23 protein-coding genes are annotated in these 25,072 nt (G+C 72.8%); 12 read left to right on the forward strand and 11 right to left on the reverse strand.

The window, feature by feature from the left end; translation table 11 throughout:
• The first annotated feature begins 10 nt into the window (after nucleotides 1-10).
• Nucleotides 11-931, forward strand: coding sequence for a LysR family transcriptional regulator (locus tag IF23_RS0107475; protein WP_030281103.1), 921 nt, complete (start codon nucleotides 11-13; stop codon nucleotides 929-931).
• A gap of 2 nt (nucleotides 932-933) precedes the next feature.
• On the opposite strand, the gene IF23_RS0107480 is transcribed toward IF23_RS0107475, so the two are convergent.
• The gene (locus tag IF23_RS0107480) at nucleotides 934-1,923 is read right to left on the reverse strand and encodes a LysR substrate-binding domain-containing protein (RefSeq protein WP_078653841.1); all 990 of its coding nucleotides are present in this window, start codon (nucleotides 1,921-1,923) and stop codon (nucleotides 934-936) included.
• A gap of 185 nt (nucleotides 1,924-2,108) precedes the next feature.
• On the opposite strand from IF23_RS0107480, the gene phnA reads away from it, so the two are divergent.
• The 3 genes from phnA to IF23_RS0107495 all read left to right on the forward strand — a co-directional run bounded on the left by phnA (nucleotide 2,109) and on the right by IF23_RS0107495 (nucleotide 6,087).
• Nucleotides 2,109-3,389 carry a phosphonoacetate hydrolase gene (gene phnA / locus IF23_RS0107485; RefSeq protein ID WP_051739371.1) on the forward strand — a complete coding sequence of 427 codons (1,281 nt, stop codon included), beginning with the start codon at nucleotides 2,109-2,111 and terminating at the stop codon, nucleotides 3,387-3,389.
• A 201-nt stretch (nucleotides 3,390-3,590) separates the two neighbouring features.
• Nucleotides 3,591-4,901: an MFS transporter gene (locus tag IF23_RS0107490; protein WP_078653842.1), complete on the forward strand. Its 1,311-nt coding sequence runs from the start codon at nucleotides 3,591-3,593 to the stop codon at nucleotides 4,899-4,901.
• Nucleotides 4,902-4,947: 46 nt separating this feature from the next.
• Nucleotides 4,948-6,087: a TIGR03364 family FAD-dependent oxidoreductase gene (locus tag IF23_RS0107495; RefSeq protein ID WP_030281109.1), complete on the forward strand. Its 1,140-nt coding sequence runs from the start codon at nucleotides 4,948-4,950 to the stop codon at nucleotides 6,085-6,087.
• A gap of 61 nt (nucleotides 6,088-6,148) precedes the next feature.
• On the opposite strand, the gene IF23_RS0107500 is transcribed toward IF23_RS0107495, so the two are convergent.
• Together IF23_RS0107500 and IF23_RS35350 are read right to left on the reverse strand one after the other, a co-directional pair.
• Nucleotides 6,149-7,633: an aldehyde dehydrogenase family protein gene (locus IF23_RS0107500; protein WP_051739373.1), complete on the reverse strand. Its 1,485-nt coding sequence runs from the start codon at nucleotides 7,631-7,633 to the stop codon at nucleotides 6,149-6,151.
• A gap of 141 nt (nucleotides 7,634-7,774) precedes the next feature.
• Nucleotides 7,775-9,661: an FG-GAP-like repeat-containing protein gene (locus tag IF23_RS35350; RefSeq protein WP_281179957.1), complete on the reverse strand. Its 1,887-nt coding sequence runs from the start codon at nucleotides 9,659-9,661 to the stop codon at nucleotides 7,775-7,777.
• 270 nt (nucleotides 9,662-9,931) lie between these two features.
• Between IF23_RS35350 and IF23_RS0107510 the strand changes: the two genes are divergently transcribed.
• Together IF23_RS0107510 and IF23_RS0107515 are read left to right on the forward strand one after the other, a co-directional pair.
• Nucleotides 9,932-10,489 (forward strand): carboxymuconolactone decarboxylase family protein, encoded by a 558-nt coding sequence (locus IF23_RS0107510; RefSeq protein ID WP_030281112.1) that lies wholly within the window; start codon nucleotides 9,932-9,934, stop codon nucleotides 10,487-10,489.
• Nucleotides 10,486-11,352: an RNA polymerase sigma-70 factor gene (locus tag IF23_RS0107515; protein WP_030281113.1), complete on the forward strand. Its 867-nt coding sequence runs from the start codon at nucleotides 10,486-10,488 to the stop codon at nucleotides 11,350-11,352. Before IF23_RS0107510 ends, IF23_RS0107515 begins: the two co-directional genes overlap by 4 nt.
• A gap of 9 nt (nucleotides 11,353-11,361) precedes the next feature.
• Here IF23_RS0107515 and IF23_RS0107520 read toward each other — a convergent pair whose 3' ends face one another.
• Nucleotides 11,362-12,879 (reverse strand): cellulase family glycosylhydrolase, encoded by a 1,518-nt coding sequence (locus IF23_RS0107520; RefSeq protein WP_037677619.1) that lies wholly within the window; start codon nucleotides 12,877-12,879, stop codon nucleotides 11,362-11,364.
• 234 nt (nucleotides 12,880-13,113) lie between these two features.
• Here IF23_RS0107520 and IF23_RS0107525 point away from each other — a divergent pair, with 234 nt between their 5' ends.
• On the forward strand, nucleotides 13,114-13,548 hold the full coding sequence (locus IF23_RS0107525; protein WP_030281117.1) for a cupin domain-containing protein: 435 nt from the start codon (nucleotides 13,114-13,116) through the stop codon (nucleotides 13,546-13,548).
• A 73-nt stretch (nucleotides 13,549-13,621) separates the two neighbouring features.
• Here IF23_RS0107525 and IF23_RS0107530 read toward each other — a convergent pair whose 3' ends face one another.
• From IF23_RS0107530 to IF23_RS0107540, 3 genes are read right to left on the reverse strand one after another with little or no spacing between them, the layout of a single operon-like run.
• Complete coding sequence (locus IF23_RS0107530) at nucleotides 13,622-14,467, reverse strand: alpha/beta fold hydrolase (RefSeq protein WP_030281119.1); 846 nt, start codon at nucleotides 14,465-14,467, stop codon at nucleotides 13,622-13,624.
• Complete coding sequence (locus IF23_RS0107535) at nucleotides 14,464-15,399, reverse strand: VOC family protein (protein ID WP_030281121.1); 936 nt, start codon at nucleotides 15,397-15,399, stop codon at nucleotides 14,464-14,466. Before IF23_RS0107535 ends, IF23_RS0107530 begins: the two co-directional genes overlap by 4 nt.
• 50 nt (nucleotides 15,400-15,449) lie before the next feature.
• Nucleotides 15,450-16,946 carry a bifunctional 3-(3-hydroxy-phenyl)propionate/3-hydroxycinnamic acid hydroxylase gene (locus IF23_RS0107540; protein WP_030281124.1) on the reverse strand — a complete coding sequence of 499 codons (1,497 nt, stop codon included), beginning with the start codon at nucleotides 16,944-16,946 and terminating at the stop codon, nucleotides 15,450-15,452.
• A 207-nt stretch (nucleotides 16,947-17,153) separates the two neighbouring features.
• On the opposite strand from IF23_RS0107540, the gene IF23_RS0107545 reads away from it, so the two are divergent.
• A complete protein-coding gene (locus IF23_RS0107545; protein WP_030281126.1) occupies nucleotides 17,154-17,804 on the forward strand; it encodes a TetR/AcrR family transcriptional regulator in 651 nt (216 codons plus the stop codon).
• Between the two features lie 39 nt (nucleotides 17,805-17,843).
• Here the strand turns inward: IF23_RS0107545 and dmpG are convergent, their stop codons facing one another.
• Genes dmpG through IF23_RS0107560 form a run of 3 tightly spaced genes read right to left on the reverse strand, consistent with a single transcriptional unit; the run spans nucleotide 17,844 to nucleotide 20,637 of the window.
• On the reverse strand, nucleotides 17,844-18,869 hold the full coding sequence (dmpG, locus tag IF23_RS0107550; protein WP_030281129.1) for a 4-hydroxy-2-oxovalerate aldolase: 1,026 nt from the start codon (nucleotides 18,867-18,869) through the stop codon (nucleotides 17,844-17,846).
• Entirely contained in the window at nucleotides 18,869-19,816 is a 948-nt protein-coding gene (locus IF23_RS0107555; RefSeq protein WP_030281131.1) for an acetaldehyde dehydrogenase (acetylating), read from the reverse strand. The genes dmpG and IF23_RS0107555 overlap by 1 nt, the downstream gene beginning before the upstream one ends.
• On the reverse strand, nucleotides 19,813-20,637 hold the full coding sequence (locus IF23_RS0107560; RefSeq protein WP_030281133.1) for a 2-keto-4-pentenoate hydratase: 825 nt from the start codon (nucleotides 20,635-20,637) through the stop codon (nucleotides 19,813-19,815). Before IF23_RS0107560 ends, IF23_RS0107555 begins: the two co-directional genes overlap by 4 nt.
• Before the next feature lie 80 nt (nucleotides 20,638-20,717).
• Here IF23_RS0107560 and IF23_RS0107565 point away from each other — a divergent pair, with 80 nt between their 5' ends.
• Nucleotides 20,718-21,497 (forward strand): IclR family transcriptional regulator, encoded by a 780-nt coding sequence (locus IF23_RS0107565; protein ID WP_030281135.1) that lies wholly within the window; start codon nucleotides 20,718-20,720, stop codon nucleotides 21,495-21,497.
• 30 nt (nucleotides 21,498-21,527) lie between these two features.
• On the opposite strand, the gene IF23_RS0107570 is transcribed toward IF23_RS0107565, so the two are convergent.
• Entirely contained in the window at nucleotides 21,528-22,289 is a 762-nt protein-coding gene (locus tag IF23_RS0107570) for an IclR family transcriptional regulator (RefSeq protein ID WP_030281137.1), read from the reverse strand.
• 78 nt (nucleotides 22,290-22,367) lie between these two features.
• Here IF23_RS0107570 and IF23_RS0107575 point away from each other — a divergent pair, with 78 nt between their 5' ends.
• The 3 genes from IF23_RS0107575 to IF23_RS0107585 are packed head-to-tail and all read left to right on the forward strand — an operon-like array spanning nucleotide 22,368 to nucleotide 25,053.
• Nucleotides 22,368-23,576, forward strand: a complete 1,209-nt coding sequence (locus IF23_RS0107575) for a cupin domain-containing protein (RefSeq protein ID WP_030281139.1) — start codon at nucleotides 22,368-22,370, stop codon at nucleotides 23,574-23,576.
• Nucleotides 23,573-24,406 carry a fumarylacetoacetate hydrolase family protein gene (locus tag IF23_RS0107580; protein ID WP_030281141.1) on the forward strand — a complete coding sequence of 278 codons (834 nt, stop codon included), beginning with the start codon at nucleotides 23,573-23,575 and terminating at the stop codon, nucleotides 24,404-24,406. Before IF23_RS0107575 ends, IF23_RS0107580 begins: the two co-directional genes overlap by 4 nt.
• Nucleotides 24,406-25,053, forward strand: coding sequence for a maleylpyruvate isomerase family mycothiol-dependent enzyme (locus IF23_RS0107585; RefSeq protein WP_030281143.1), 648 nt, complete (start codon nucleotides 24,406-24,408; stop codon nucleotides 25,051-25,053). The genes IF23_RS0107580 and IF23_RS0107585 overlap by 1 nt, the downstream gene beginning before the upstream one ends.
• Nucleotides 25,054-25,072: the final 19 nt, after the last annotated feature.

Genomic DNA, 25,072 nt, shown 5'->3' on the forward strand with positions numbered 1-25,072 from the left:
GCTGTGACCTATGGAATTGACCCAGCGCCTCCTTGAGCAGGTCGTCGTGCTCGCCGAGGAACAGCACTTCGGCCGCGCCGCCGAACGGCTCGCCATCCGGCAGCCACCGCTCAGCCAGGCGATCCAGCGCCTGGAACGCGGCCTCCGGGTCAGCCTCTTCGAACGGCTGCCGCGCGGGGTCCGGCTCACCCCCGCCGGGCGCGCGTTCGCCGAGGACGCCCGGCGACTCCTGGAGGCACAGACGGCGGCCGTGGACCGGGCCCGCCGGATCGCCGCCGGGGACGAGGGCGAACTCCGCCTCGGCTTCATCAGCAGCCTCGGCTACGACTTCCTGCCGCGCCTGCTCCGCCGCACCCACGCCGCACTCCCCGGTCTCCGGCTGCACCTGGGGCAACACCCCTCCGTGGAGCTGATCGACCGGCTCCGCGCCGGGACCCTCGACCTCGCGCTGGTGCGACTCCCCGTCACCGGCACCGAGCAGCTGACCGTCCGGCGGATCGGCGTGGAACGGCTGGTGGTGGCCCTCCCCGAAGACCATCCGCTCACCGCCGCACCCCGCCTCGACCTGCCGGAACTCGCCGGGGAACCGTTCGCGCTACCCAAGCCGGGCGCACTGCCCGGACTCTCCGAACAGATCGCGCTCGCCTGCGCCCAGGCCGGATTCACCCCGCGGCCGGTCGGCCGGGCGGACGACCTGCCGGGGCTGCTCAGCCATGTCGCCGCCGGTCTCTGCCTGGCGCTCGCCCCCGAGCAGGTACGCACCCTGGGCATCCCCGGCGTGGTGCACCGCCCCCTGCACGGCGCGTCCCCCTATCTGGAGACCACGATCGCCGCCGTGCACCGCGCGGACGGCCCCGACGCCGCCGTCCGCCAGGTCCTGGAACTGCTCGACGGCTGCCACCCACCGGGCGGCCCGGCCACGGACGGCTGAGGTCAGCCGCCCACCGGCTGCTCCGCCGCGCTCCCGCCCGCCGCCGGTTGCTCGGCAAGCTCCGGTACGCCGTCGCCGAGCGCCCGCCGGATGCCGTCGGGGGAGCGGAGCAGCTCCACGAAGGCGCGTTCGGCGGGGGAGAGCAGCCGGTCGCGGCGGCGGACCAGCGAGACGGGGCGGGGGCTCGGCTCGGGGCTCACGGGCAGGATCGTCAGGGTGCCGGAGCGCTCCACATCGTCCACCACCGCGTGTTCGGAGATGAGCGCGACACCAAGCCCGGCGCCCACGCACTGCTTGACCGCCTCCGGTCCCCACACGTCGGACCGGGTGACGGACTCCGTGAGACCCCAGGAGTCCAGGACCCGTTCCTGCTCGGCCCGGGTGTGCGAGCCGGGCTCCCGCATCAGGAAGCACTCGCCCGCGAGCAGCCGGGGAGCGAGCGGCCCGCCGCGCGCGGCGAGCGGGTGGCCGCTGCGGGCGACCAGGACGAGGCGCTCCCGCAGCACCGGTTCGACCAGCAGCGGACCCGTCGCGGCCGGTCCCCCGGCCACCACCGCGATCCCGATGTCCCCGCCCTGGAGACGCTCGGCGACGGCCCGGTTGTTGCCGACGAACACATCGCACTGCACCCCCGGATACCGCGCCCGGAACCGGGCCAGCAGCGCCGGGAGCAGATAGGTGCCGACCGTCGTCGAACCGCCCACCAGCAACCGCCCGTGCTCCAGCGACGACACCTGCTGCACCGCGGCCACCGCCTCGTCGGCCAGCAGGAAGACGCGCTTGGCGTACTCCGCGAGCACCTCGCCCTCGGCGGTCGGCCGGGTCCGCGCCCCCGAGCGGTCCACCAGCGTCACCTTCAGCGACTGCTCCAGGCGGCGCACCTGGTTGGAGACCGAGGGCTGGCTCATGTACAGCTCGTGCGCGGCGGCCGAGAACCCCTGGTGCTCCACGACCTTGAGGAAGATCCAGAGACGGTGCAGGTTGAGCTCCATAGGAGCGCGAGCGTAGCCCAGTACCGACCGCCCGGACAGCCCCGCGGAATACCCCGGTCCGCCCCCGTCCGGCTATGGCCGCCATAACGAACTTCGTGGTTCTGCGCCCCCGAACGCCGGTGATACCCATGGAATCGAGGGCGCCCCACGGCTCCCGCACCTACGACCCACAGGGGTGGACGTACATGAATCCTGTCGCCGGCACCACATGGCAGACCTCCGCCGACGGCCGGCTCACCGTCAACGGCCGCGGCTATCCGCGCCCCGGCCGTCCGGTCGTGGTCGTCTGCATCGACGGCAGCGAGGACGCCTACCACGAACGCGCCATCGCGGACGGCCTGATGCCGTTCACGGAGGGCATGCTGGCCCGCGGCAGCGATCTGCGCGGCGCCTGCACGATGCCGTCCTTCACCAACCCCAACAACCTCTCCATCGCCACCGGCGTCCCGCCCGCCGTCCACGGCATCTGCGGCAACTACTTCTACGACGCCGACGCCGACGAAGAAGTCATGATGAACGCGCCCGAACTGCTGCGGGCGCCCACCCTCTTCGCGGCGTTCTCACAGACCGGCGCCAAGGTCGCCGTCATCACCGCCAAGGACAAGCTCCGCCGCCTGCTCGGCAGCGGACTCGCCGAGGGCGGCATCTGCTTCTCCGCCGAGAAGGCCGACCAGGTCACCCTGGACGAGAACGGCATCGAGAAGGTGCTGGAGTCCACCGGCTTCGACCTGCCCTCCGTCTACAGCGCGGAGCTGAGCGAACTGGTGATGGCCGCCGGATGCGACGTCCTCGAACGCGACCGGCCCGACCTGATGTACCTGTCCCTGACCGACTACATCCAGCACAAGCACGCCCCGGGCTCCCCGGTCGCCAACCGCTTCTACGCCATGCTGGACCGCTACTTCGAGCGGCTCGACGCCCTCGGCGCGGTCCTCGTCGTCACCGCCGACCACGGCATGAACGCCAAGTCCGACGCGGACGGCGAGGCGCAGGTCGTCTTCCTCTCCGACTGGTTCGACACCGCGACCGGCGCGGGCACCAGCCGGGTCGTCCTGCCGATCACCGACCCGTACACCGTCCACCACGGCGCGCTCGGCTCGTACGCGACCGTGCATCTGCCGGACGGCGCGGACCGGGAGGCGCTGCGCCACCGGCTCGCCGCGCTCGACGGCGTCGACACGGTCCTCACCCGCGAGGAGGCGTGCGCCCGGTTCGAGCTGCCCGGCGACCGGATCGGCGACCTCGTCGTCATCGCCGAGCGCAACACCGTCCTCGGCACGACCGCCGCCCGGCACGACATCTCCGGCTTCAAGGAGCCGCTGCGCTCGCACGGCGGGCTGACCGAACAGCGGGTGCCGGTCCTGGTCAACCGGCCCGTCGAACTCCCCGCCGGTCACCGGCTGCGCAACTTCGACGCCTACTGGATCGGCTGCCACGCGGCGGCGGGGGAGTCGCTCACCGGCTGAGCGGAGCCCGCCCCCTCTTTTCCGATCAAGGCCAGTCAGCCGCCCCGGCGTGAGCACGGTGACACCGGGGCGGGCCAGTCCCGGCCCCGGCGCGCCGCCGAGGTGCGCGCCGGGGCCGTGCCGTTCCCGGATCCGCGGGCGCCCCCACCCCGACGGCCCACCGGTTCAGCCTCTTCCGCTCCGTCGAGGATGGGAGTACCCATGGCCGACACCGAACCACCCGTCACCACCCGCCAGGCCCAGCGCACCGTCCACCCGCACCTGGTGAGCCCCCGGCTCCGGTGGCAGATCTTCGCCGTCACCTGGATCGCCTACGCGGGCTTCTACTTCGTGCGCCAGGCGTTCTCCGTCGCCAAACTCGGCATCCTGGACGACCCGGTCCTCTCCCACACCCTCTCCGAACGCGTCCTCGGCGTCATCGACGCGGTCTACCTCGCGGCCTACGCCGTCGGGCAGTTCGTCTGGGGCGCCTGGTCCGACCGGTTCGGCCCGCGCGTCGTCGTCCTCACCGGCATGGTCGGCGCGATCGGCGCGGGGCTGCTGATGGGCGCCTCCAGCGCGCTGCTCGTCTTCGGCGGCGCCATGATCGTCCAGGGGCTCGCCCAGTCGGCCGGGTGGGCGCCGCTCTGCAAGAACATGGGCGCGTTCTTCCCGGTCGCCGCCCGCGGCCGGGTGCTCGGCTTCTGGTCCACCAACTACGCGTTCGGCGGGCTGGCCGCGCCCCCGTTCCTCGGCTGGCTGGCGTACTCCGTCTTCGACAGCTGGCACGCCGCGTTCTTCTGCGGCGCCGCGACCCTCGCCGCCGTCCTCGTCCTCTTCGTCCTCTTCCAGCGCGACGCGCCCGCGGCGGACGGGGAGACGGCGCGGCGGGCGCAGGCCACCGCCGAACGGCCCCGGCGCGGCGGCCTCGCCCTCTACCGCAAGACCCTGAGCGACCCCGCCGTCCGCACCCTCGGCGCCGCCTACTTCCTGCTCAAACCGGCCCGTTACGCGATTCTGCTGTGGGGTCCGGTGCTGGTCAGCCAGCGGCTGCCGCAGGTCGACAAGGTCGCCGCGACTGTCATCCCGGTGGCGTTCGGCGCCGCGGGCGTGATCGCGCCGATCGCCGTGGGCTGGGTGTCGGACCGGCTCTTCCAGTCCCGGCGGGTGCCCGCCTGCGTCCTGTCGCTGGCCCTGCTCACCGTCGTCCTCGCGCTGTTCATGCCGCTCACCGCGACCGACAGCGTCGGCGTCATGGTCGCGCTGCTCGCCGTGATCGGACTCGCCGTCTACGCCGCCGACTCGATGATCTCCTGCGTCGCCGCGGTGGACTTCGGCTCCGAGGAGGGCGCGGGCACCGCCGCGGGCCTGGTCAACGGCTGCGGCTCGGTCGGCGCGATCCTCGGCGGACTGCTCCCCGGCTTCCTCCCCGGCTCCGCCCTGTTCCTGCTCTTCTCCGTCGCCGCCGCGCTGGCGGGCGCGGTCATGATCCCGCACTGGAACCGCCGCCCGCGCACGGCCGCCACCCAGTGATCTCCCTTCTCCGTTCGTACGTGTTCCGTCCGAAAGGCAGGCAGACATGAACCGTCAGCACACGGACACCGCCGTCGTCGGCGCCGGCATCGTCGGTCTCGCACACGCCCTCGCCGCCGCCCGCCGCGGCCGCAAGGTCGTCGTCTTCGAACGCGACGACTACGCCGTCGGCGCCTCCATCCGCAACTTCGGGATGATCTGGGCCGTCGGCCAGCAGCGCGGCACGGTGTACGGGCGGGCGCTGCGCAGCCGCGAGATATGGCTGGACATCGCCGCGAAGAGTGGCCTGTGGGCCGCCGGGACCGGCTCGCTGCATCTGGCCCGCCACCCCGACGAGGTCGCCGTCCTGGAGGAGTTCCTCCAGCTCAGCGACGCGGCCCGGGAGCAGGGTGCCCGGCTGCTCACCGCCGACGAGGCCGCCGACCGCTCCGGCTTCGTCCGCCGGGACGGGCTGCACGCCGCGATGTGGAGCCCCACCGAGGTCAACGTCGACCCACGCCGCGCCATCCCCGCCGTCGCCGAGTACCTGGCGGCCGAGTACGGCGTCGAATTCCGCTTCGGCACCCATGTCCGCGACATCGCGATGCCGACCGTCGCCACCACCGCGGGCGACTGGGACTGCGACCAGGTCTTCGTCTGTTCCGGCAACGACTTCGCCTCGCTCTACCCGGAGGTCTTCGCCGCCAGCGGTCTGACCCGCTGCAAGCTCCAGATGATGCGCACCGCCCCGCTCGCCGACGGCCGCGCGCTCGGCCCGATGCTCTGCGGCGGCCTCACCCTGCTCCACTACGCGGCCTTCGACGGCTGCCCCTCGCGGACCGCACTGGCCGAACGGATGGGCACGGAACGGCCGTTCCACCGGACGAACGGCATCCACGTCCTCGTCTCGCAGACCGCCGACGGACGCCTCACCCTCGGCGACTCGCATGTCTACGGGCCCACCCTCGGGCCGTTCGCGGACGGTGCGGTGGACGACGCCGTCCTGGAGTACCTGGACACCTTCGCCGCGCTGCCGCCGGAGGCGGAGGTCACCGAACGCTGGGTCGGCTTCTACCCCTCGCTGCGCGACGGCCGTACCGAACTGGTCGTCGACCCCGAGCCCGGTGTCACCGTCGTCAACGGCGTCGGCGGCGCCGGGATGACGCTCTCCTTCGGCCTGGCCGAAGAGGTCCTCGCCACCCGCTGACCGCCCCGCCCGCGCCGAAGGGCCGGTACCTCCCGGGAGGCACCGGCCCTTCGGCGCGGGATCAGTACGCGATACAGGCCGAGTGCCACGCCGTGTAGAAGTCGAAGACCTCCGGCGAGCACTCCGGCGGGCCGTACTGGCTGGCCTTGTCGCCGACGTGCGGCAGATGCGCGTACGCGCCCACCCCCGGCCGGTTGACGTGCAGCATCCCGGCCTCGAAGCGGTCCATCGCCTCGAACGCCCGGCTCTGCGAGGCGGTGAACACGGTCCCGGACATCCCGTATTTCACCGAGTTGGCGATCCGCAGCGCATCGTCGAAGTCCTCGGCGTCCACCACCGCGAGCACCGGCCCGAACACCTCCTCCTGCGCCAGCTCCGCATCCCACGGCACATCCCGGATCACGGTCGGCTGCACATAGCAGCCGTCCGGCAGATCCGCCCGCTCCGCCCGGCCACCGCCGCACACCACCTTCCCGCCGTCGCGCTGCGCCCCCGCGATCGCCGCGAGCGCCGCGTCCCGGCGGACGGTGTCCACGACCGGGCACAGCTCGGACGCCGGGTCGAAGCCGGGACCGACCCGCAGCCGCCCGACCCGGGCGACGAGCCGCGCCAGGAACTCCTCCCGCACCCGGACGTCCACCACCGCCCGGCTGGTCGCCGAACACCGCTGTCCGGCCTGGCCGAACGCGCCGTGCACGACCGCGTCCACCGCCTTGTCGAGGTCGGCGTCGTCACACACGACGACCGCGTTCTTACCGCCCAGTTCGAGCTGGGTACGGAGCAGCCGGTGCGCCCCGCCGGTGTGGATCGCGGTGCCGATCGGCAGCGAACCGGTGAAACTGATGCCCGCCACCGCCGGGTTGGCGACCAGCGCCTCACCGGCCGCCGCATCGCCCTGTACGAGGTTGAGCACCCCGTCCGGCAGCCCGGCCTGCTGGAAGACGTCCACCAGCAACGCCGAGGTGAGCGGCGTCAGCGGGGACGGCTTCAGCACCGCGGTGCACCCGGCGAGCAGCGCCGGGGCGACCTTCCACATCGGGATCGCCAGCGGGAAGTTCCACGGCGAGATCAGCCCGACCACGCCGATCGGCCGCCGGAAGGTGTACGCGAAGGTCCGCGGCTCCTCCGCCGGGGCGGTGACCCCACCGAGCAGCCGCGCCTGCCCCGCCGTGAACTCCAGCACCGCCCGGGCGCGCCGGACCTCGCCGACCGCCTCCTTCAGCAGCTTGCCCTGCTCGCGTGTGATCGCCCGGGCCAGCTCCTGCGTACGCTCCTCCAGGAGGTGCAGCGCCCTCGTCAGGAAGGCCGCGCGCTCGACCGGACCGATGCCGCTCCAGTGGCCGAGCGCCCGCCGGGCCTCCTCGACGGCGAGGTCCACATCGGCGCCGCCCGATTCCGCGAACTCTCCCAGGACGTCGGAGAAGTCGGCCGGGTTCACATCGGCGCGGCGCTGTCCCGACTGCGCCGCGACCCACCGCCCGCCGATGTGGTTCCCCGTCAGATGCCCCGCCACCTCGAACCGTGTGTCTCCCGGTGCCACAGCCATTCCCTGCTCCTTCGCAGCCGGTGGGATCGTCCCCGCCACCCTCACCCGGCGAACGGCACGTGAACAACGGGCGATCTGCCAATACCAGGTATAGGGCGCGGTTATGCGGCGGCCTCGCGGAGGCGCGGGCGGTGCGCGCGCTCAGGCGTGGTACGTGGCGAAGTCCTTCTCCTGCGCCGTGTTCAGCTCGACATGGACGCCGCCCTTCTTGTCGACGTACACCAGATCGGCCTTGTGGTCCCCGTTGATGTCGACGAACTGGATCCGCTCCCCAGGGGCGCCGGTGTCCTTCATGAACCGGCCCATGTCGAAGGGGCGTTGCCCCGCCTTGTAGCCCCGGTTGAGCCAGGCACGCGCCCCGCCCCCGGGAGTGATGAGGATCTGGTCGGCGTAGCCGTCCCCGTTGATGTCGGCGAAGGTCAACGGGTGCGGGCTCCGGAGCGGCCAGCCGATCTGCTGGGGCGGCGACCAGTCCAGGAACGTCCGTCCGTCCTCGGTCCGGAAGCCGCGGTTCCACCAGACCCGGACCGTGCCGTCCTCGTCCACCAGCAGGTAGTCGGCCTTCTTGTCCCCGTTGAGATCGGCGAACTGGACCTTCGTGGTCTTCTCGATGTCCAGCGTGTCTCCGGTGGATCCTTCCGTGAAGACGTCGGCGACGGCGTCGCTCCGCTTCATGCACATCTTCGCGCCGTCGGGAGCGTCCTTGACCACCCAGGTGCGGACGCTCACCCCGCCGGTCCGGTCGATCACCAGACAGTCCGGCCAGGTGTCACCGTCGATGTCACCGAACCGCAGGGCGTCCCCGTCCGCTCCGGGATCCGGGGCGTACGAATTGCGCCCCTTCTCGCCGTACCGCAGATCCTTGCCCCGGAGTCCGCCGTTCCACCAGAACGCGAACGTCTGGTCCTTGCGGACCGTCACGTAATCCGCCTTGCCGTCCTGGTTGAGGTCGACCAGCCAGAACGCGGTCGTGGCCGGGAACCTCTGGGGCGGGGTGAGGCCGTACTTCTCCGGCTTCGCGTCCGGGGCGCTCGCCCCGGTCCGCTCGGCGGCGGGCGTCCGGTCGTCCGGCGGGTCGACGGGGTCGGGTGAGCTGAGACCGCTGGGCGCGACGGCGCCGGAGGTGTGGGCGGTGCTCTTCCATGGCAGAGGGGCGAAGAGCAGGACCGGCACGGCGACCGCCACCGCGGCGACCGCGGCGACCGTGACCGTCCGGCGCCGCCGCTTCCGGTCGGGCGCCGCCCCGCCGGACGGCGGCAGGTCCGGGGGAGTCCACGGCGGCGGGACCGGGCGCGGCGCCCCGGGGTCGGAGCCGGACGGGGCGTGCGGCGTGGCGAGGAGGAGGCGGCGCACCGCGGTGAAGGTCCGGTGCCGGGGGGAATCGGCCTTCAGGATGCTGGAGTGGTCGCCCGGCAGCGCGGAGCTGTCGGGGAAGACCGACTGCGCCGAGGCGCGGGACACCACCCCGTCGCTCTCGCCGGCGTACACCGTCACCGGGATGGGACAGGTCCGATCGGTGACCTCGGCGGCTTTCACGACATCGTTGAGAACCGTCCGCAGCGTCGCGCCGACCTGATCGCTGAGCGGACGCAGATCCTTCTCCTGCGGATGGCGGCGGCCCAGCGCCCGCCGACGCAGCGACAGCAGCAACTCGGAACCGTTGCTCGGGCAGGCGATCATCACCAGCCGCTGGATCCGCGCCAGTTCCGTGCCTCTGCCGTCCTGGAGCATCCGGGCCAGATAACGCTGGGCGACCAGCCCTCCCTGACTGTGGGTGAGCAATACCAGGTGGTCGAATGCACCGGCTTCGGTGGCCAGAAATTCCTTCAGACTGTCGGCCACGGTGTCGAGCGACGGAAATACCCGCAACGGATGGAGCGGCAGCAATCCGGTGGCATATTCGAAAGCCAGCGGCTCGACGAAACCGAGATCCCGATCCGCGGTGATCAACCTGCGCAACGGCTCCCACACCTGCGGACCGGACATGATTCCGTGGACCATCACCAGGCCCAGTCGGCTGTCCCCCACGACGCCAACCCCTTCGGCTCAGAGAAATGAGAAGCCTTACCCTAATCCGCTTCTTCACCCGCCCTGAGCGACGAACTGTCGTACGGCACAAGGGAGTTGGTCCGAAAATCGACTCGCGTACGGCGGCCGACGACGCCGCAGAGTTGACGCCGGAGGCCGCGAGCCGCGAACGGGCCGGGGCGCGAACAGAGAAAGACGGATTCCATGTCACACCCGGGCGGGCCACCCGGTCTTCTCCCATGAGAAGGATTCACCCCTAGGAGGAGACCGATGGCCCGCATTTCCCTCGACCCGCCGCGCACCCTGCTGTACCGGATCGGCGCCTGGTACTCCCGGCGCCGCTTCGGCGCGGTCCTCGAACCGGCGCGTGCGCTGGCCCACCACCGCAAGGTGATGCTGACCGACATGCGGTTCGAGATGTCCGTCGCTCGATGGAACAAGCTCGACCCCCGGCTGAAGCTGCTCGCCGTGATGGCCGGTGCGCATCTCATCGGCTGCTCCTGGTGCACCGACTTCGGCTACTGGGAGGCGCACCGCCACGGCATGCCGCGCGAGAAGCTGCACGCCGTACCGGACTGGCGCCACCACCGCGAGGCGTTCACCGCGCTGGAGCAGGACGTCCTGGAGTACGCCGAGGCGATGACCGAGACACGGCCGACCGTCACCGATGAGCTGGCGGCGCGGCTGATCGGGCGGCTCGGCGAGCCCGCGTTCGTCGAACTCACCGCGATCATCGCCGTGGAGAATCTGCGCTCCCGGATGAACAGCGCCTTCGGCCTCACCGGCCAGGGCTTCTCGGACCGGTGCGAGGTACCGTCCCCGGCGTGAGCGCGTTGGAACTCTTCGAGGAACACCGGCCGGTGCTGTTCGGCCTCGCCTACCGGATGCTGAGCAGCGCCGCCGACGCCGAGGACATCGTCCAGGACACCTGGCTCAGATGGAGCACCGTCGACACCGCTTCGGTCGCCCACCCCCGTGCGTACCTCTGCCGGATCGTCACCCACCTCGCGATCAACCGTGCACAGTCGGCCGCCGTCCGCCGCGAGTCGTACGTGGGCCCGTGGCTGCCGGAACCGCTGGTGACCGCGCCGGACTCCAGCGCCGAGGTCGAGCGGGCGGAAGCGGTCTCGTTGGCGATGCTGGTGGTGCTGGAGACGCTGTCGCCGCTGGAGCGGGCGGTGTTCGTCCTCAAGGAGGTGTTCGGCTTCCAGCACCCCGAGATCGCCGGGATGCTGGACCGCTCCGAGGCGTCGGTGCGGCAGGTCGCCAGCCGGGCCCGCCGCCATGTGCGCGACCGGCGGCCCCGCTACGACGCGCCCGCCGCCGTCCGGCGCCGGGCCACCGACGAGTTCCTGGCCGCCTGCGTCGGCGGGGACCTCAACCGGGTGCTGGCGATGCTCGCCCCGGAGGTGACCGCCTGGACCGACGGCGGCGGGAAGATCCGCGCCGCGCTGCGCCCGATCACCGGCGCCGACAAGGTCGCCCGCTGGCTCCTCGGCATCCTCGCCACCCCGATACCGGACGCCCGCGTCCACGACGTCCTGGTCAACGGCGAGCCCGGCACACTCCTCACCTCGGGCGCCCGCCCGGACTCGGTGGCCTGCTGCGACTTCCACGAGGACGGCACCGTCAGCGCCATCCGGCTGATCCGCAACCCGGACAAGCTCACCCGCGTCCGGTACGCGGGCTGACCCGGCCCGCTACCGCGCGGCCGGGCGGGCGGTCGCCGTGACCCGCACCGTGGCTCCCGGAGCGGCCGCCGGGAGCCGCAGCCGGGCACCGCCGGGTCCGCTGTGGACCACCACCGCCGGGCCCGCGCCGGTCACCGCGACCCGCGCCCCGCCGGGGAAGGCGGTCGCGGGGAGGGAGAGCAGCGTCCAGGCGCGCCGGGTGGTGCGGTCGGCGGTCAGGGTGAGGGTGTACGTCCGGGTGGACGGGGCGTACGACTCGCTGCCCGGAACGCCCGCCACCGCGGGCGCGTACGGGGCGAAGGCGGGCCGCTTGCCGGGGGCGGGGCGGCCGTCGGCGTCGTAGGCGCAGTAGCCGCCGCCGTCCCGGGCGCGGCAGTCGTACCACAGGGCCCAGCCCGCGGCGAAGCGGTCCATCGAGGCCACCTGACGCCGGAACAGTTCCGCGTTGCCGGGGGTGACGGCCTGCGGCGGGCCCCATTCGCCGACCAGGACCGGCAGCCGGTGGGCGGCGGGGTAGGCGCCGACGGCGGCCTCGTACCTCTCGACGAAGCGGCTCGTGGGGTCCCAGTCGGCCCCCGCTTCGACGGCCGTGTCGTAGTAGTGCGGGGCGAACCCGAGGCGGTCCGCGCCCGGCCGGGGGTCGGTGAAGCCGGGCAGGCGGGTGGGCACGCCCTCGCCGACCAGGACGGTGGGCTCGACGAAGAGCCAGGCGTCGGGGTCGGCGGTGCGGACGGCGCCGATCAGCCGCCGGTACATCGCCGCCAGCCGTCCGCGCTCCAGGGTGGCGGAGGCGCGGATCCGGGCGGCGGGGTCGGTCGGGTCGCCGGGGACCGGTCCGAAGGGCTCGTTGAACAGGTCGTAGCCGAGCAGGGAGCGGTGGCCGCGGAGCGCGGTCGCGACCTCGGCGTAGGCGGCTGCCTGGGCGGCGCGGAGGTCGCGGTCGTCGTAGAGATGGGTGAAGGCTGCCTGGACGGCGGGCTGGAAGTACTCCGCGAACCAGTCGTCCGGATCGGGCTCGAAGGGCAGCCCGTCGGTGCGGGTGGCCCAGGCGGGGATGCCGTGGTGGCCGAAGGCCGGGCCGTAGACGTCCTGGTGCCAGTCGACGAGGACCAGCACCCCGTACCGGTCGGCCCAGCCCATGATCTGCCGGAGGGAGGAGAGATAGGTGGTGTCGTAGTGGCCGCGGCGCGGTTCGACCCGCTCCCACTGGATGGTCAGCCGTAGCAGGTTGAAGCCGTCGTCCGCCAGCCGGGCGAGGTCCTTCTCGGTGACCTTCTCGTTCTTGCCGAGGTTGAGGCCGCGCAGCCGCAGGGCCCGGCCGTGCCGGTCGGTGAGGTACGTCCGGCCGTCGGGGGTGGTGACGGTGCCGGTGGGGAGGGGCCGGTCGGCGGCGGGTGTGCCGTGGACGGCCGCCGCACCGGATCCGTCGGGGGCCCGTGCGGCGGCGGCCGGGCCCGCCGTGGGGAGGACGGCGCAGAGCAGGGCGAGGCCGAGGCCGAGGATCGCGGCGGTGCGGCGCGGATGCATAACAGCCCCCAGGCGGCAGCGAATTGACGGTAGGTCAGGTGTGCGATGGCCGTAACCTACCCTTCGGCGCCGTCGCCTGCCATCGGTAGCCGCCTTCGCCGGTGGTGCGGGGCGGCGGCGCCCCCGGCTCCCGTGGTGGGTGCCGGGCGCGCGACACGAACCGGTTCCCGCCCCTTCACTCCGGGCCGGGGCCGGGCTACCGTTCAGCAACCGATATCCCCTGAAGGGGCTTTTATGCGGAATCTGTCACGTCTGGCCACGGTCGGCGCCGTGCTGGTCGCCCTCTCGCTCTCCGTCGGCCCGGCCCAGGCCACCCCGGGCGGCCCCGGGATCACCGTCAAGGACATCGCCCGGACCACCGTCGGCGACTGGGACTACATCCTGCGCGAGATCACCATCCCGCCGGGCCAGGGCACCGGATGGCACTACCACGACGGCACCGTCTACGGCCATGTCAAACAGGGCACGCTGAGCCACTTCGACGCCACCTGCGCCTCGGACGGCGTGTACCCGAAGGGCAGCAAGATCACCGAACCGGCGGGCGCCGACCATGTGCACATCGGTGAGAACCGCGGCACCACCGATGTCGTTCTGGAGGTCCTGTACGTACTGCCGCACGGGGCTCCCTACGCACAGGACGTCCCCAACCCGGGGTGCGACTTCGGGTGAGCGCCGGGCGGATCCGGCCGCGCCGCCGTCCGCGCAGGGCACCGTGCGGACGGCGGCGGCGACCGGCGCCGGGTCAGTTGTGCGCGATGAAGTCGGTGACCAGCCGGTTGAACTCATCGGCGTGCTCGATCATGGCCCAGTGGCCGCAGTGGTTGAGCAGCACCAACCGGCTGTGCGGGATGTTCGCCAGCAGATAGAGCGAGCTCTCGTACGGGACCACGCGGTCGTCGCGCCCGTGGATGAGCAGCGTCGGCACCTGGATACCGGGGAGCAGATCGGGGTCGACCCACTTCGGCAGCGGGGCGCCCTCGGGGAGTCCGTCGACGTAGTTGCGCAGATGCTCCGGGCGGGCGAGCGCGGCGTCCGAACGGGCCTGGCACAGCTCGGGGGTGGCGAACCGCTCGGTGTCGTAGACCATGATCTCGACCAGGCGGCGCATGTTCTCCGGACCGGCATCGCGGTACGCCTCGATGAGGACCTTCAGGCCCTCGGAGGGGCCGCCGCCGGGGCCGAAGAGCGTCGCCATCCGGCCGACCGGCGGCCCCATGGTGACCAGGTGCGAGATCCGGTCGGGGTGTTCGGTGGCGAGCCGCAGGGAGGTCTGGCCGCCCATCGAGTTGCCGATGAACGCGGCCTTCTCCAGGCCCAGGGCGTCCAGGAAGGCGATCGCCGTCTCGACGTGGTCGAGCTGCTCGACGGTCGCGGCGTCCGACTGGCCCCAGCCGGGCATGTCGACGGCGTACACATGGAAGTGCTCGGCCAGCGCCTCGATGTTGCCGGAGAAGTTGCTCCAGCCGGTGGCGCCGGGACCGCTGCCGTGCAGCAGGACGACGGGGTGTCCGGCCCCCGCCTCGTAGTAGCGCAAGTTCCAGCCGCCCGCCTGGACGGTGCGGGCGATGCTCTGGGGGTCGAGGGTCATCGGTGGTTCTCTCCAAGGGGGTCGGGGGCGGCGGCGAGCAGTTCGGCGACGGCGCCCGGGGAACGGTGGCCCCAGCTGTGCAGCTTGTCGAGCGTCCGCACCTCCCACGTCGCGTCGTCGATGATCAGCCCGCCCCAGCCGTACTCGATGCTGAAGCCCGAGGGCGTGAAGACGTAGAAGCTGAACATGTGGTCGTTGGGGTGCATGCCGAGCGTCATCTCGAAGGGCTGCCCGGCGTCCATGCAGCGGTCGTAGGCGGCGCCGACGTCGCGGATGTCGGTGACCTCGACCATGAAGTGGTGGACGGCCTTCGGGGACGGCATGTCGCCGAAGGCGACGGTGTGGTGGCGGCCGTTGCAGTGCAGGAAGATCAGGTCGGCGACGATCCCCGGGGACAGCTCCTCGACGATGATGTCGCTGATCCGGAAGCCGAGCAGGTCCATGTAGAAGGCCAGATACTCCTCGCGGGAGACCCCGTGTGCCAGCAGGACCTGGTGGCCCGCGCCGCCCGCGCCGGTCACGAAGGAGCCGAGCAGCTTCGCGGAGGCGAACGGGGTGGCGGCGTCGGCCAGCCCGGTGACCAACTCCAGGCGGTTGCCCAGGGGATCGGTGGTGAGGAAGATCCGGTCCACCCTGCGGGCGGTGGCCAGTGCGGCGTCGCCCTCGGTGACCTCGATCCCGGCCGCGCGGACCTTCCGCACCAGGGCGTCGAGCGCCTCCGCGTCCGCGACCTCGTAGCCGCTGGCCACCAGATCGTCGGCCGGGCCCTCGGTGAGGATCCAGCGGTGGGCCTTCTCATCGGTGCGCAGCGTCAGACCGTCCCGGGTCCGCTCGCCGAGCTGCATACCGAGCAGTTCGACGCCGAAGTGTTCCCAGTCGGCGATGCTGCTGACTTCGTAGACGACGTAGCCGAGTTCTGTCACCCCGGTCATATGGCTGCTCCTTGTCGTTCCTGCCCTTGCGGTCGGCGTGGCGGTGTGTGTCATGCGGGGACGGCCAGGCCGCTGGTGTCGGCCGCGGCGACGAACTTGTCGGGGCGTACCGCGACGGCGCGGACGCCGAAGCCGCGCAGCCACGGCAGCAGGACCTCGTCGAGGTCCACGAGCTCGTCGGGCCCCTGGGTGCGGGCCGACTTCGGGCGCACCGCGAGGTAGCGGGCGCCGAGCGCGTCCCAGGCCGCCTTCTCCTCGGGGGTGAGCAGGGCGGCGGGGTCGGTGTCGTCGCCGAGCAGGGCGAAGCCGCTGCCCAGCAGGGTGTCGAGACGGGACGTCCGGCCCGCGGTGTTGCCGACGACCGGCTGCGGCACCATCCGGCCGACGATGCTGTGCCCGTCCACCGGGCCGCGCAGCCAGCCGTCGCGGAGCAGCGGATCGGCGTTGAGCGGCGGCTCGACGCCGGTGACCTCCTGCTTGATGACCTGGCCGAGGGCCACCGCGAGTTCGGTGTAGAACGTGGCGCTCGGGCGGCGCTCGGTCTCGTAGGTGTCGAGCCAGCTCGCGGGCAGTTCGCCCTTGAGGACGCGGGCGAGCTTCCAGCCCAGGTCGTGGGCGTCGCGGATACCGGTCTGCATTCCGGCGCCCGCCCACGGCGGCATCAGATGGGCGGCGTCCCCGGCGAGGAAGACCCGGCCGCTGCGCCAGGTGTCGGCCATCCGGACGTGGTGCTTGTAGAAGGCGTGCTGGTGGATCTCGACGTCGTCCGGGGTGACGCCGAGGGCTTCGAGCAGCGGCCACACCTCGGCGCTCGTCGGGTAGTCGGCCGGGGTCTCGTGGGGGAGGAGCGGGATCTCCCAGCGGTGGTTGCCGGCCGAGAGCGGGATGTCGACGACCGGGCGTTCCCGGTCGGACCAGAAGGTCAGCGTGTCGCGGTCGGGCCACCAGCGCTTGACCCGGCAGTCGATGACCACCCAGGTGACATCGCCGGTGTCGCCGAGGAGGCGGCAGCCGACCCGGCCGCGGGTGGTGCTGCTGCCGCCGTCGGCGCAGATCGCGTACCGGGCGCGGACGGTGCCGCGCTCGCCCGTCGCGGTGTCCTCGGTGGTGACCGTGACCCCGTCGGCGTCCTGGGTGAGCTCGGTGACCTCCGCGCCGTAGCGGACGGTGAGACGGTCGCCGTACTCCTGCGCCGCGGCGCGCAGTTCCGCCTCCATGGTCGGCTGGTAGATGTTGAAGGCGCGGGCGCTGCAGCCCAGCTCCGACCGCGGGCGGTCGACGCGCATGAGCTGGGTGCCGTCGTAGGTGATCCAGCGCAGCGCGCGCTGGGGTTCGATCTTCTTCTCGACCCGTTCGTCGATGCCGAGGTCCTGGAAGATCCGCATCGTCCAGTCGTCGACCGTCACGGCCCGGGCCCGGGGATAGAGGTCCTTGTCCCGCTCCAGGGCCATGGCGGAGACGCCGTTCCTGGCGAGGGTGAGAGCGGCGATCACTCCGGTCGGGCCGTACCCGACGAGGGCGACATCCGCGTCGTAGCTGTGGGTCATGCGATGACTCCGTCATACCGTCCGCAGCACTGCGGAAGTGTTGGATCGATCGGTCCATTAGTTGCGAGGCTAACAGCGCGCTTCGGCGGTGTGTCAAGGGTTGGTACGCGGAATGACGGGAGGATTCCGGAGGCCGAAAACAGTTGCCGCGCACAGCACTTCGGGCTGCCCCCGGCACGTGCGGGGACAGCCCGTAAACTTCGGCGAATGCAGAATTCCGCGCGGCAGGCGCACTCCGTGAACCGACGCGGCCGACGGTCACGGCAGGAGATCCTCGACGCGACCGCCCGCGTGATGGCCGCCCGCGGGTACGCGGGCACCTCGATGTCGGCGCTGGCCAAGGAGTCGGGCCTACCGAAAAGCGCCTTCTACCACCACTTCGACTCCAAGGCGGGCCTCCTCTCCGCCGTCATGGAACGCGGCGCGCACGAGTACTTCGACGCCATGCGGGAGGCGCACCGCGAGCCCCCGGAGGGCGGTACGCCCCGCGAGCGCCTCGGCTGGTACCTCCGACGGTCCGGGGAGGTGCTGGAGCACCGGGAGGACTTCCTGCGGCTGCTGCTGGTCCTGGTGATGAGCCATGAGGCGGCCGAGGCACCGGAGGCGCTGCGGACCGTGATCACCATCCGCGACGAGGGACGCGCCTACATGCGCCACATGATCCGCTCGGCGTTCCTCGGCGAGGGCGAGGCCGTCGCGGACCGGGTCGCGGACGCGCTGGCCCACTTCGGCATGGCCGGGTTCGACGGCGCCTTCGTCTCCCTCCAGTCGGCGGACGGCAAGCCGATAGGGGAGTACATGAGCGAACTCACCGACTCCGTGGCAGCGCTCGGCGAGGCGCTGGCCCGGACCCCCTGACCACCGGCCGGGCCCGGACCCGGCCGGTGGCGCGCCACGTCAGGCGGGCTGCGCCGCGCCCCCGTCCGCGAGGGTGAGCGCGATGTCGACGATCATGTCCTCCTGGCCGCCCACCAGACGCCGCCGCCCGCACTCCATGAGGATGTCGCGGACGTCCACGCCGTACCGCGCCGAGGCCGCCTCGGCGTGGCGGAGGAACGACGAGTAGACACCGGCGTACCCGAGGGTGAGCGTCTCGCGGTCGACGCGCACCGGGCGGTCCTGGAGCGGCCGGACGAGGTCGTCGGCGGCGTCCTGGAGCCGGAACAGATCGCAGCCGTGGGTGAACTCCGACAGATTGGCGACCGCGATGAACGCCTCGATCGGGCAGTTGCCGGCGCCCGCGCCGTGCCCGGCCAGCGAGGCGTCCACCCGCCGGACGCCGTGCTCGACGGCGACGACCGAGTTGGCGACCGACAGCGACAGATTCTCGTGGGCGTGGATGCCGATCTCGGTCCCGGCGTCCAGCACGTCCCGGTAGGCGCGCACCCGGGCGACCACGTCGGGCATGGTGAGCCGCCCGCCGGAGTCGGTGACGTAGACGCAGTGCGCGCCGTAGGACTCCATCAGCTTCGCCTGCCGGGCCAGCTCCTCGGGCGGCGCCATGTGGGAGAGCATCAGGAACCCGGAGACGTCCATGCCGAGTTCGCGCGCCGCGGCGATGTGCTGCGCGGAGATGTCGGCCTCGGTGCAGTGGGTGGCGACCCGGACCGAGCGGACCCCCAGGTCGTGGGCGCGCTTCAGCTCGTGCACGGTGCCGACGCCGGGCAGCAGCAGCGTGGTGAGGCGGGCGCGTTCCAGGACCGAGGCGGCGGCCTCGAGCCACTCCCAGTCGGTGTGCGAGCCGGGCCCGTAGGTGACCGACCCACCGGCGAGACCGTCGCCGTGCGCGACCTCGATCGCGTCCACACCCGCCGCGTCGAGCGCGGTGACGATGCTCTTGACGTCGTCCGGGGTGATCCGGTGGCGTACGGCGTGCATACCGTCGCGGAGGGTGACGTCCTGCACGAAGATCGGGGTGCCCATCAGCGGCCTGCCTTCCCTGCGGCGATGCGCTCCGCGACCCGGAGCGCCGCGGAGGTCATGATGTCGAGGTTCCCGGCGTAGGCCGGGAGGTAGTGCGCGGCGCCCTCGACCTCCAGGAAGACCGACACCTGGTGGGTGGGCCGGTCGCCGCTCCCGTCGGCCAGCAAGGTGCCGACCGGCTGGTTCCCGGGGAGTTCGGTGATCTGCACCCGCTGCTTGAGGCGGTAGCCGGGGACGTACGCGGCGACCTCGGCGGCCATCTTCTCGACCGACCGCCGGATCTCCTCCTGAACGGCCGGATCCGGGGCCGTGACCAGGCAGAAGACCGTGTCCCGCATCATCAGCGGCGGCTCGGCGGGGTTGAGGACGATGATCGCCTTGCCCCGGCGCGCACCGCCGACCCGCTCGATGGCGGCCGAGGTGGTCTCGGTGAACTCGTCGATGTTGGCGCGGGTGCCGGGGCCCGCCGACTTCGAGGCGATCGACGCGACGATCTCCGCGTACGCCACCGGCACGACCCGGCTCACCGCCGCGACGACCGGGATGGTGGCCTGGCCGCCGCAGGTCACCATGTTGAGGTCGGGCGCGTCGAGGTGGTCGTCGAGGTTGACGGCGGGGACGACGTAGGGCCCGATGGCGGCCGGGGTGAGGTCGATCAGACGCTTGCCCAGCGGGAGGAGCTTCGCGGCGTTCGCCTCGTGCGCCTTGGCGGAGGTCGCATCGAAGACGATCTCGATCTCGTCGGAGCCGGGCAGCGCGAGCAGCCCGTCGACGCCCTCGTGGGTGACCGGTACGCCGAGCCGGGCGGCGCGGGCCAGCCCGTCGGAGGCGGGGTCGATCCCGACCATCGCGGCGGCCTCCAGGTGCTCCGCGCCGCGCAGCGTCTTGATCAGCAGATCGGTGCCGATGTTGCCCGACCCGATGATCGCCACCTTCGTCCTGCTCATGACGGTTCTCCCTCGCCGAAGTGGACCGTGACGCCGCTGAAGCCGGTCAGCCGGGCGGTGACGGTGTCGCCGGGGGACACCGCGTACATCGGGCCGAGCGCCCCGGACAGCACGACCTGGCCCGCGCGGAGCGGTTCGCCCAGTTCACGGGCGGTACGGGCGAGCCAGCGGAGGGCCTCGACCGGGTCGCCCAGGCAGGCGGCGCCGGTGCCGGTGGAGACCTCGGTGCCGTTCACGCTCATCGTCATCACCGCATCCACCGGCTCCGCCTCGTCGAGGGTGCGGCGGTCCGCCCCGAGGACGTAGGCGCCGGAGGAGGCGTTGTCGGCCACCGTGTCGCCGAGGCTGATGTCCCAGCCGTCGATCCGGCTGCCGCAGATCTCCAGCGCGGCGACGCCGTGGCCGATCGCCTCGCGGACCTGCGCGGTGTCGAGGGGGCCGTCGGCCAGATCGGCGCGGAGCACGAACGCGATCTCCGCCTCCACCCGGGGCTGGAGCACCCGCCCGGCGGGGACCGTGCCGCCGTCCGGATGGGCCATGTCGGCGAAGAGGACGCCGAAGTCGGGCCGGTCGACGCCGAGCTGCCGCTGCACGGACTCGGAGGTCAGACCGATCTTCCGGCCGGTGATCCGGGCGCCCCGGGCCAGCCGCCGGGCGGTCAGTTCGGCCTGTACGGCGTACGCGGCGGCCAGGTCGTCCCGGCCGATCAGATCGCGTACCGGCGCACAGGGCACACCGGAGGCGGCGGCGCCGGCGAGCCGCGCCGCCGCGGCGGCGATGTCGGAGGTGCTCGCGGAGGCGAGCGGTGGATTCGCAGTCACGGCATCACCTTGGATCCGGTCGCCCGGCGCGGACCAGCATTTCGTCTCGCTCAGCGATACGCGCCGCCTAGGCTGGACGCATGACGCAAGCCCCCCGCCCGGAAGCCGCCGGACTCGACACCGTGCTCGGCAAGGCGGTCACCATCCTGCGGGCGTTCCGGCCCGACGACCGGGCCGTGCCGCTCGCCGAACTCGTCCGGCGTACGGGCCTGCACAAGGCCACCGTCCACCGGCTGGCCGCCGCCCTGGTCGCCAACCGGCTGCTCGACCGGGTCGACGGCGGCTACCGCCCCAGCGGCGGTCTCTTCGAACTCGGCATGCTCGCCTCGCCCGAGCGCAGCCTGCTGGAGGTGGCGGTGCCGTTCCTCCAGGACCTGTACGAACGCACCCACGAGACCGTCCACCTCGGCGTCCGCGAGGGGCACGACATCGTCTACGTCGCCAAGATCGGCGGCCACCGCCAGGTCAGGGCCCCTTCGCGGACCGGCGGCCGGATGCCGCTGCACTGCACCGCCATCGGCAAGGCGCTGCTCGCCCACACCGACGACGCGCTGCGGCAGGAGGTGCTGACCGGTCCCCTGGAGCGGCGCACCCCGCACACCCTCGTCGCGCCGGGCGCCCTCCGCCGCCAGCTGCGGGAGATCACCGAGACCGGCGTCGCCTTCGAGCGCGAGGAGTCCACCGTCGGGATCCAGTGCGTGGCCGCGCCGGTGCTGGGCGGCGACAACGCGGCGGTCGCCGCGATCAGCGTGGCCGGACCCACCGGCCGCTTCCGGCCCGAGCGCTACGTCACCCAGGTACGGGCCGCGGCCGCCGGGCTGGGCAGCATGCTGAACCGGCGCGGCCCGCGGGACCGGTGAACCGGCCCGCGGACCGCGCCGGACGCCCCCTCACACCGCGTCGGTGATCCGCTCCGCCGCCGCGGTCAGCGCGGCGGTGAGCGGCTTGAGCATCCGGGGCGTGTAGCGGACGCTGGGCATCGCCACCGACAGCGCCGCGATCGTGGCACCGGCCCGGTCCTTGACCGCGCAGCCCACCGCCACCACACCCCGCTCGGTGCGCTCCATGTTGAGCGCGACCCCGCTGCGCCGCACCGCCCACAGCTCCCGCCGCAGCTCCGCCAGGTCCGGGGGCTCCTCGCCCGGGGCCCGCCGGTCGTCCGCGTAGAGCGCCGCGATCTCCTCGTCGGTCAGCGCCGCCAGTTCGATCAGCCCGCCGGTGGCCAGATGGGCGGGGAAGACCGTGCCCTCGCGGCTGCCCACCCGCAGCGTCCGGGTGCACTCGGCGGAGGCGATGATCCGGACGGTCCGCCCGGAGCGGATGCCGAGGTTCACCGTCTCGTCGAACCGGTCGGCCAGCGCGCGCATCGGCCCGACGGCCGCCGCGCGGAGCGCACCGAGGTCCGAGCGGGCCCGCTCGGCGAGCGCGAGGACGGGGCCCACCCGGTAGGTGCGGTCCTCGTCCTGCACCGCGAAATCGCGGAACACCAGCGTGGTGAGGAGCCGGTGGGCCGTGGAGCGCGCGACCCCGAGACGTTCGGCGGCCGCGGAGACGGTGACCGCCCCGTCGACCTGGAGGATCTGAGCCAGCCGGAGCGCGTGATCGACGCTGCTCGGCGCATACGCGGGAGGGGTTTTCATCGGCTTCGCCATGGACCGATCCTGACATGAAATGTTCCGCGGAGCAGAATCCTCTGTTCTGAATCCGCGAACCGGGTCGATATTCGGGCCATGTCTGACGCGAAGCCCGACCCCAGGACCGCGGCGCGGCCCGATACGGACCTCCCGCCGTCACCGGTCCGCCTCACCGCGACGGACCGGCCCGGCCAGCCCCCCGTCACCCCCGAACTGACCGCGCTCTACCGCGGCTTCGAACAGGAGCTGCTCGTCCCGCTGTGGACCGAGATCGGCGACCTGATGCCCGAGCACCCGCACCCCGCGGCCCGGGCCCACCGCTGGCGGTGGAGCAGACTGCTGGAGCTGGCCGGACGGGCCGGTGATCTGGTCCCGGTCGGCCGCGGCGGGGAACGCCGGGCGATCGCCCTGGCCAACCCGGGGCTGGGCGGACGCCCCTTCGCCACCCCCACGCTCTGGGCCGCGATCCAGTACCTGATGCCGGGGGAGGACGCACCCGAACACCGGCACTCACAGCACGCGTTCCGCTTCGTCGTCGAGGGCGAGGGCGTCTGGACGGTCGTCGAACGCGACCCGGTCCCGATGCGCCGCGGCGACTTCCTGCCCCAGCCCGGGATGCACCGGCACGCCCACCACAACGCGGCCGCGGCACCGATGGCCTGGCTCGACGGGCTCGACATCCCGTTCCAGTACGCCATCGACGCGCAGTTCTTCGACTTCGGCCGGGACACCCTCAGCGACGCCGAGCGCACCACTCCGGACCGCTCCCGCTCCCAACGGCTGTGGGGCCACCCCGGGCTGGCCCCCGTCTCGCAGCTCGGGCCCCACGCGGGCACCCCGCTGCTCTGCTACCGCTGGGCCGACACCGACGCCGCCCTCACCGCCCAACTGGAGCTGGAGCGCGCGGGCCGGGCGGGCACGGTCGAGCCCGGGCACGCCCTGGTCCGCTACACCGACCCGGCCGGTGGCGGGGACGTCCTGCCCACCCTCCGGGCGCAGTTCCACCGGATCACGCCGGGCACCGAAACCGCCCCGTACCGCGAGACCGGCTCCTCGGTCTACCAGGTCTTCGACGGCTCCGGGCGCATCACCGTCGGCGACCGGAGCTGGTCGGTGACGCGCGGGGACCTGTTCACCGTGCCGTCCTGGCAGCCGCTGTCGGTCCGCTCGGAGGCATCCGCCTCGGACTCCGACTCCGGGGCGCTCGACCTCTTCCAGTTCAGCGACGCCCCCATCCTCACCAAGCTCGACCTGTTCCGCAGCCGCACCGAGAGCGGCCCGAAGGACGAAAAGGACCCCCGATGAAGCTCGCCACCATCCGCCTGGCCGACCGACGCACCGCCGCCGTCCGCGCCGACGGTGACCACCTCGTCGAACTGGGACGGCCCGACGTCGGCGCGGTCCTGGCCGCCCCGGACGGCCTCGCCGCCGCCGCGACCGCGGACGGCCCCCGCCACCCGCTCGCCGGAGCCGACTTCGCCCCCGTCGTCCCGCACCCCGGCAAGGTCGTGTGCGTCGGCCTGAACTACCGCAACCACATCCAGGAGATGGGCCGCGACCTGCCGGAACACCCCACCCTCTTCTCGAAGTTCGCCGACACCCTGATCGGCGACGGCGACGCCATCCGCCGCCCCGCCGAGACCGAGCAATTCGACTGGGAGGCCGAACTCGCCCTCGTCATCGGCCGGGAGGTGCGCCGCGCCGACGAGGACACGGCGGCCGCCGCCATCGCGGGCTTCACCGTCCTCAACGACATCACCTGCCGCGACTGGCAGTTCCGCACCCGCGAATGGCTCCAGGGCAAGAACTGGGACTCCTCCACACCGGTCGGCCCCTTCCTGGTGACCGCCGACGAGACCGGCGTCCGCCCCGCCCTCGACATCCGCTGCGAGGTCGACGGCCGACTCATGCAGTCCGACAACACCGGCGACCTCCTCTTCGACCCGGTGGAACTGGTCCGCTACGTCTCGACCATGGTGCGGCTGCGCCCCGGCGACCTCATCGCGACCGGCACCCCCGGCGGCGTCGGCCACGCCCGCACACCGGCCGTCTTCCTCAAGGGCGGCGAGACCGTCGTCACCGAGATCCGGGGCATCGGCCGCCTGGAGAACCGCGTCGTGGCGGAGGGCGCGTGATGGGACACGACCGCACCGCCGCGCTCGCCTGGGCCGACCGGGGAACCGCGCTCTGCGCCACGGCGCTCGCCGGACTCTCCGAGGAGGAGTACGCATCCCCCTCGGCCCTGCCCGGCTGGACCCGTAAGCACCTGGTGGCCCATCTGGCGGCCAACGCCGAGGCGCTCGGCAACCTGGTCCGCTGGGCGCACACCGGCGAGCCGACCCCGATGTACGCCTCGCCCGAGGCACGGGCGGAGGGCATCGCCCAGGGCCCGCGGCTCAGCGGCGCCGAGCTGACCCGGTGGTTCACGGACTCGGCGGCGCAACTGGCCGCCGCGATGGCCGCCCTGTCCGAGTCCGCGTGGCGGGCCGAGGTGGTCACCGCGCAGGGCCGCACCGTACCGGCCGAGGAGACCCCGTATCTGCGCGCCCGGGAGGTCCTGGTCCACGCCGTCGACCTCGCCACCGGGCTCACCTTCGCCGATCTGCCCGCGGACTTCCTGCGGGAGCTGGAGGCCGACATCCGCGCCCGGCGCGGCCCCGGCGCGGTGCCGGAGGTGGCGGGCGCGCGGGCCGATGTCGTCGCCTACCTCGCCGGACGCTCCCCGTCCGGGCCGGTCACCGCCGACGGCGGGCCCCCGGCCGACCTGCCCCCGTGGCTGTGAAGACGCTGCAACGACAAGG

The sequence above is a fragment of the Streptomyces catenulae genome (assembly GCF_000718015.1).
Lineage (GTDB): Bacteria > Actinomycetota > Actinomycetes > Streptomycetales > Streptomycetaceae > Streptomyces > Streptomyces catenulae.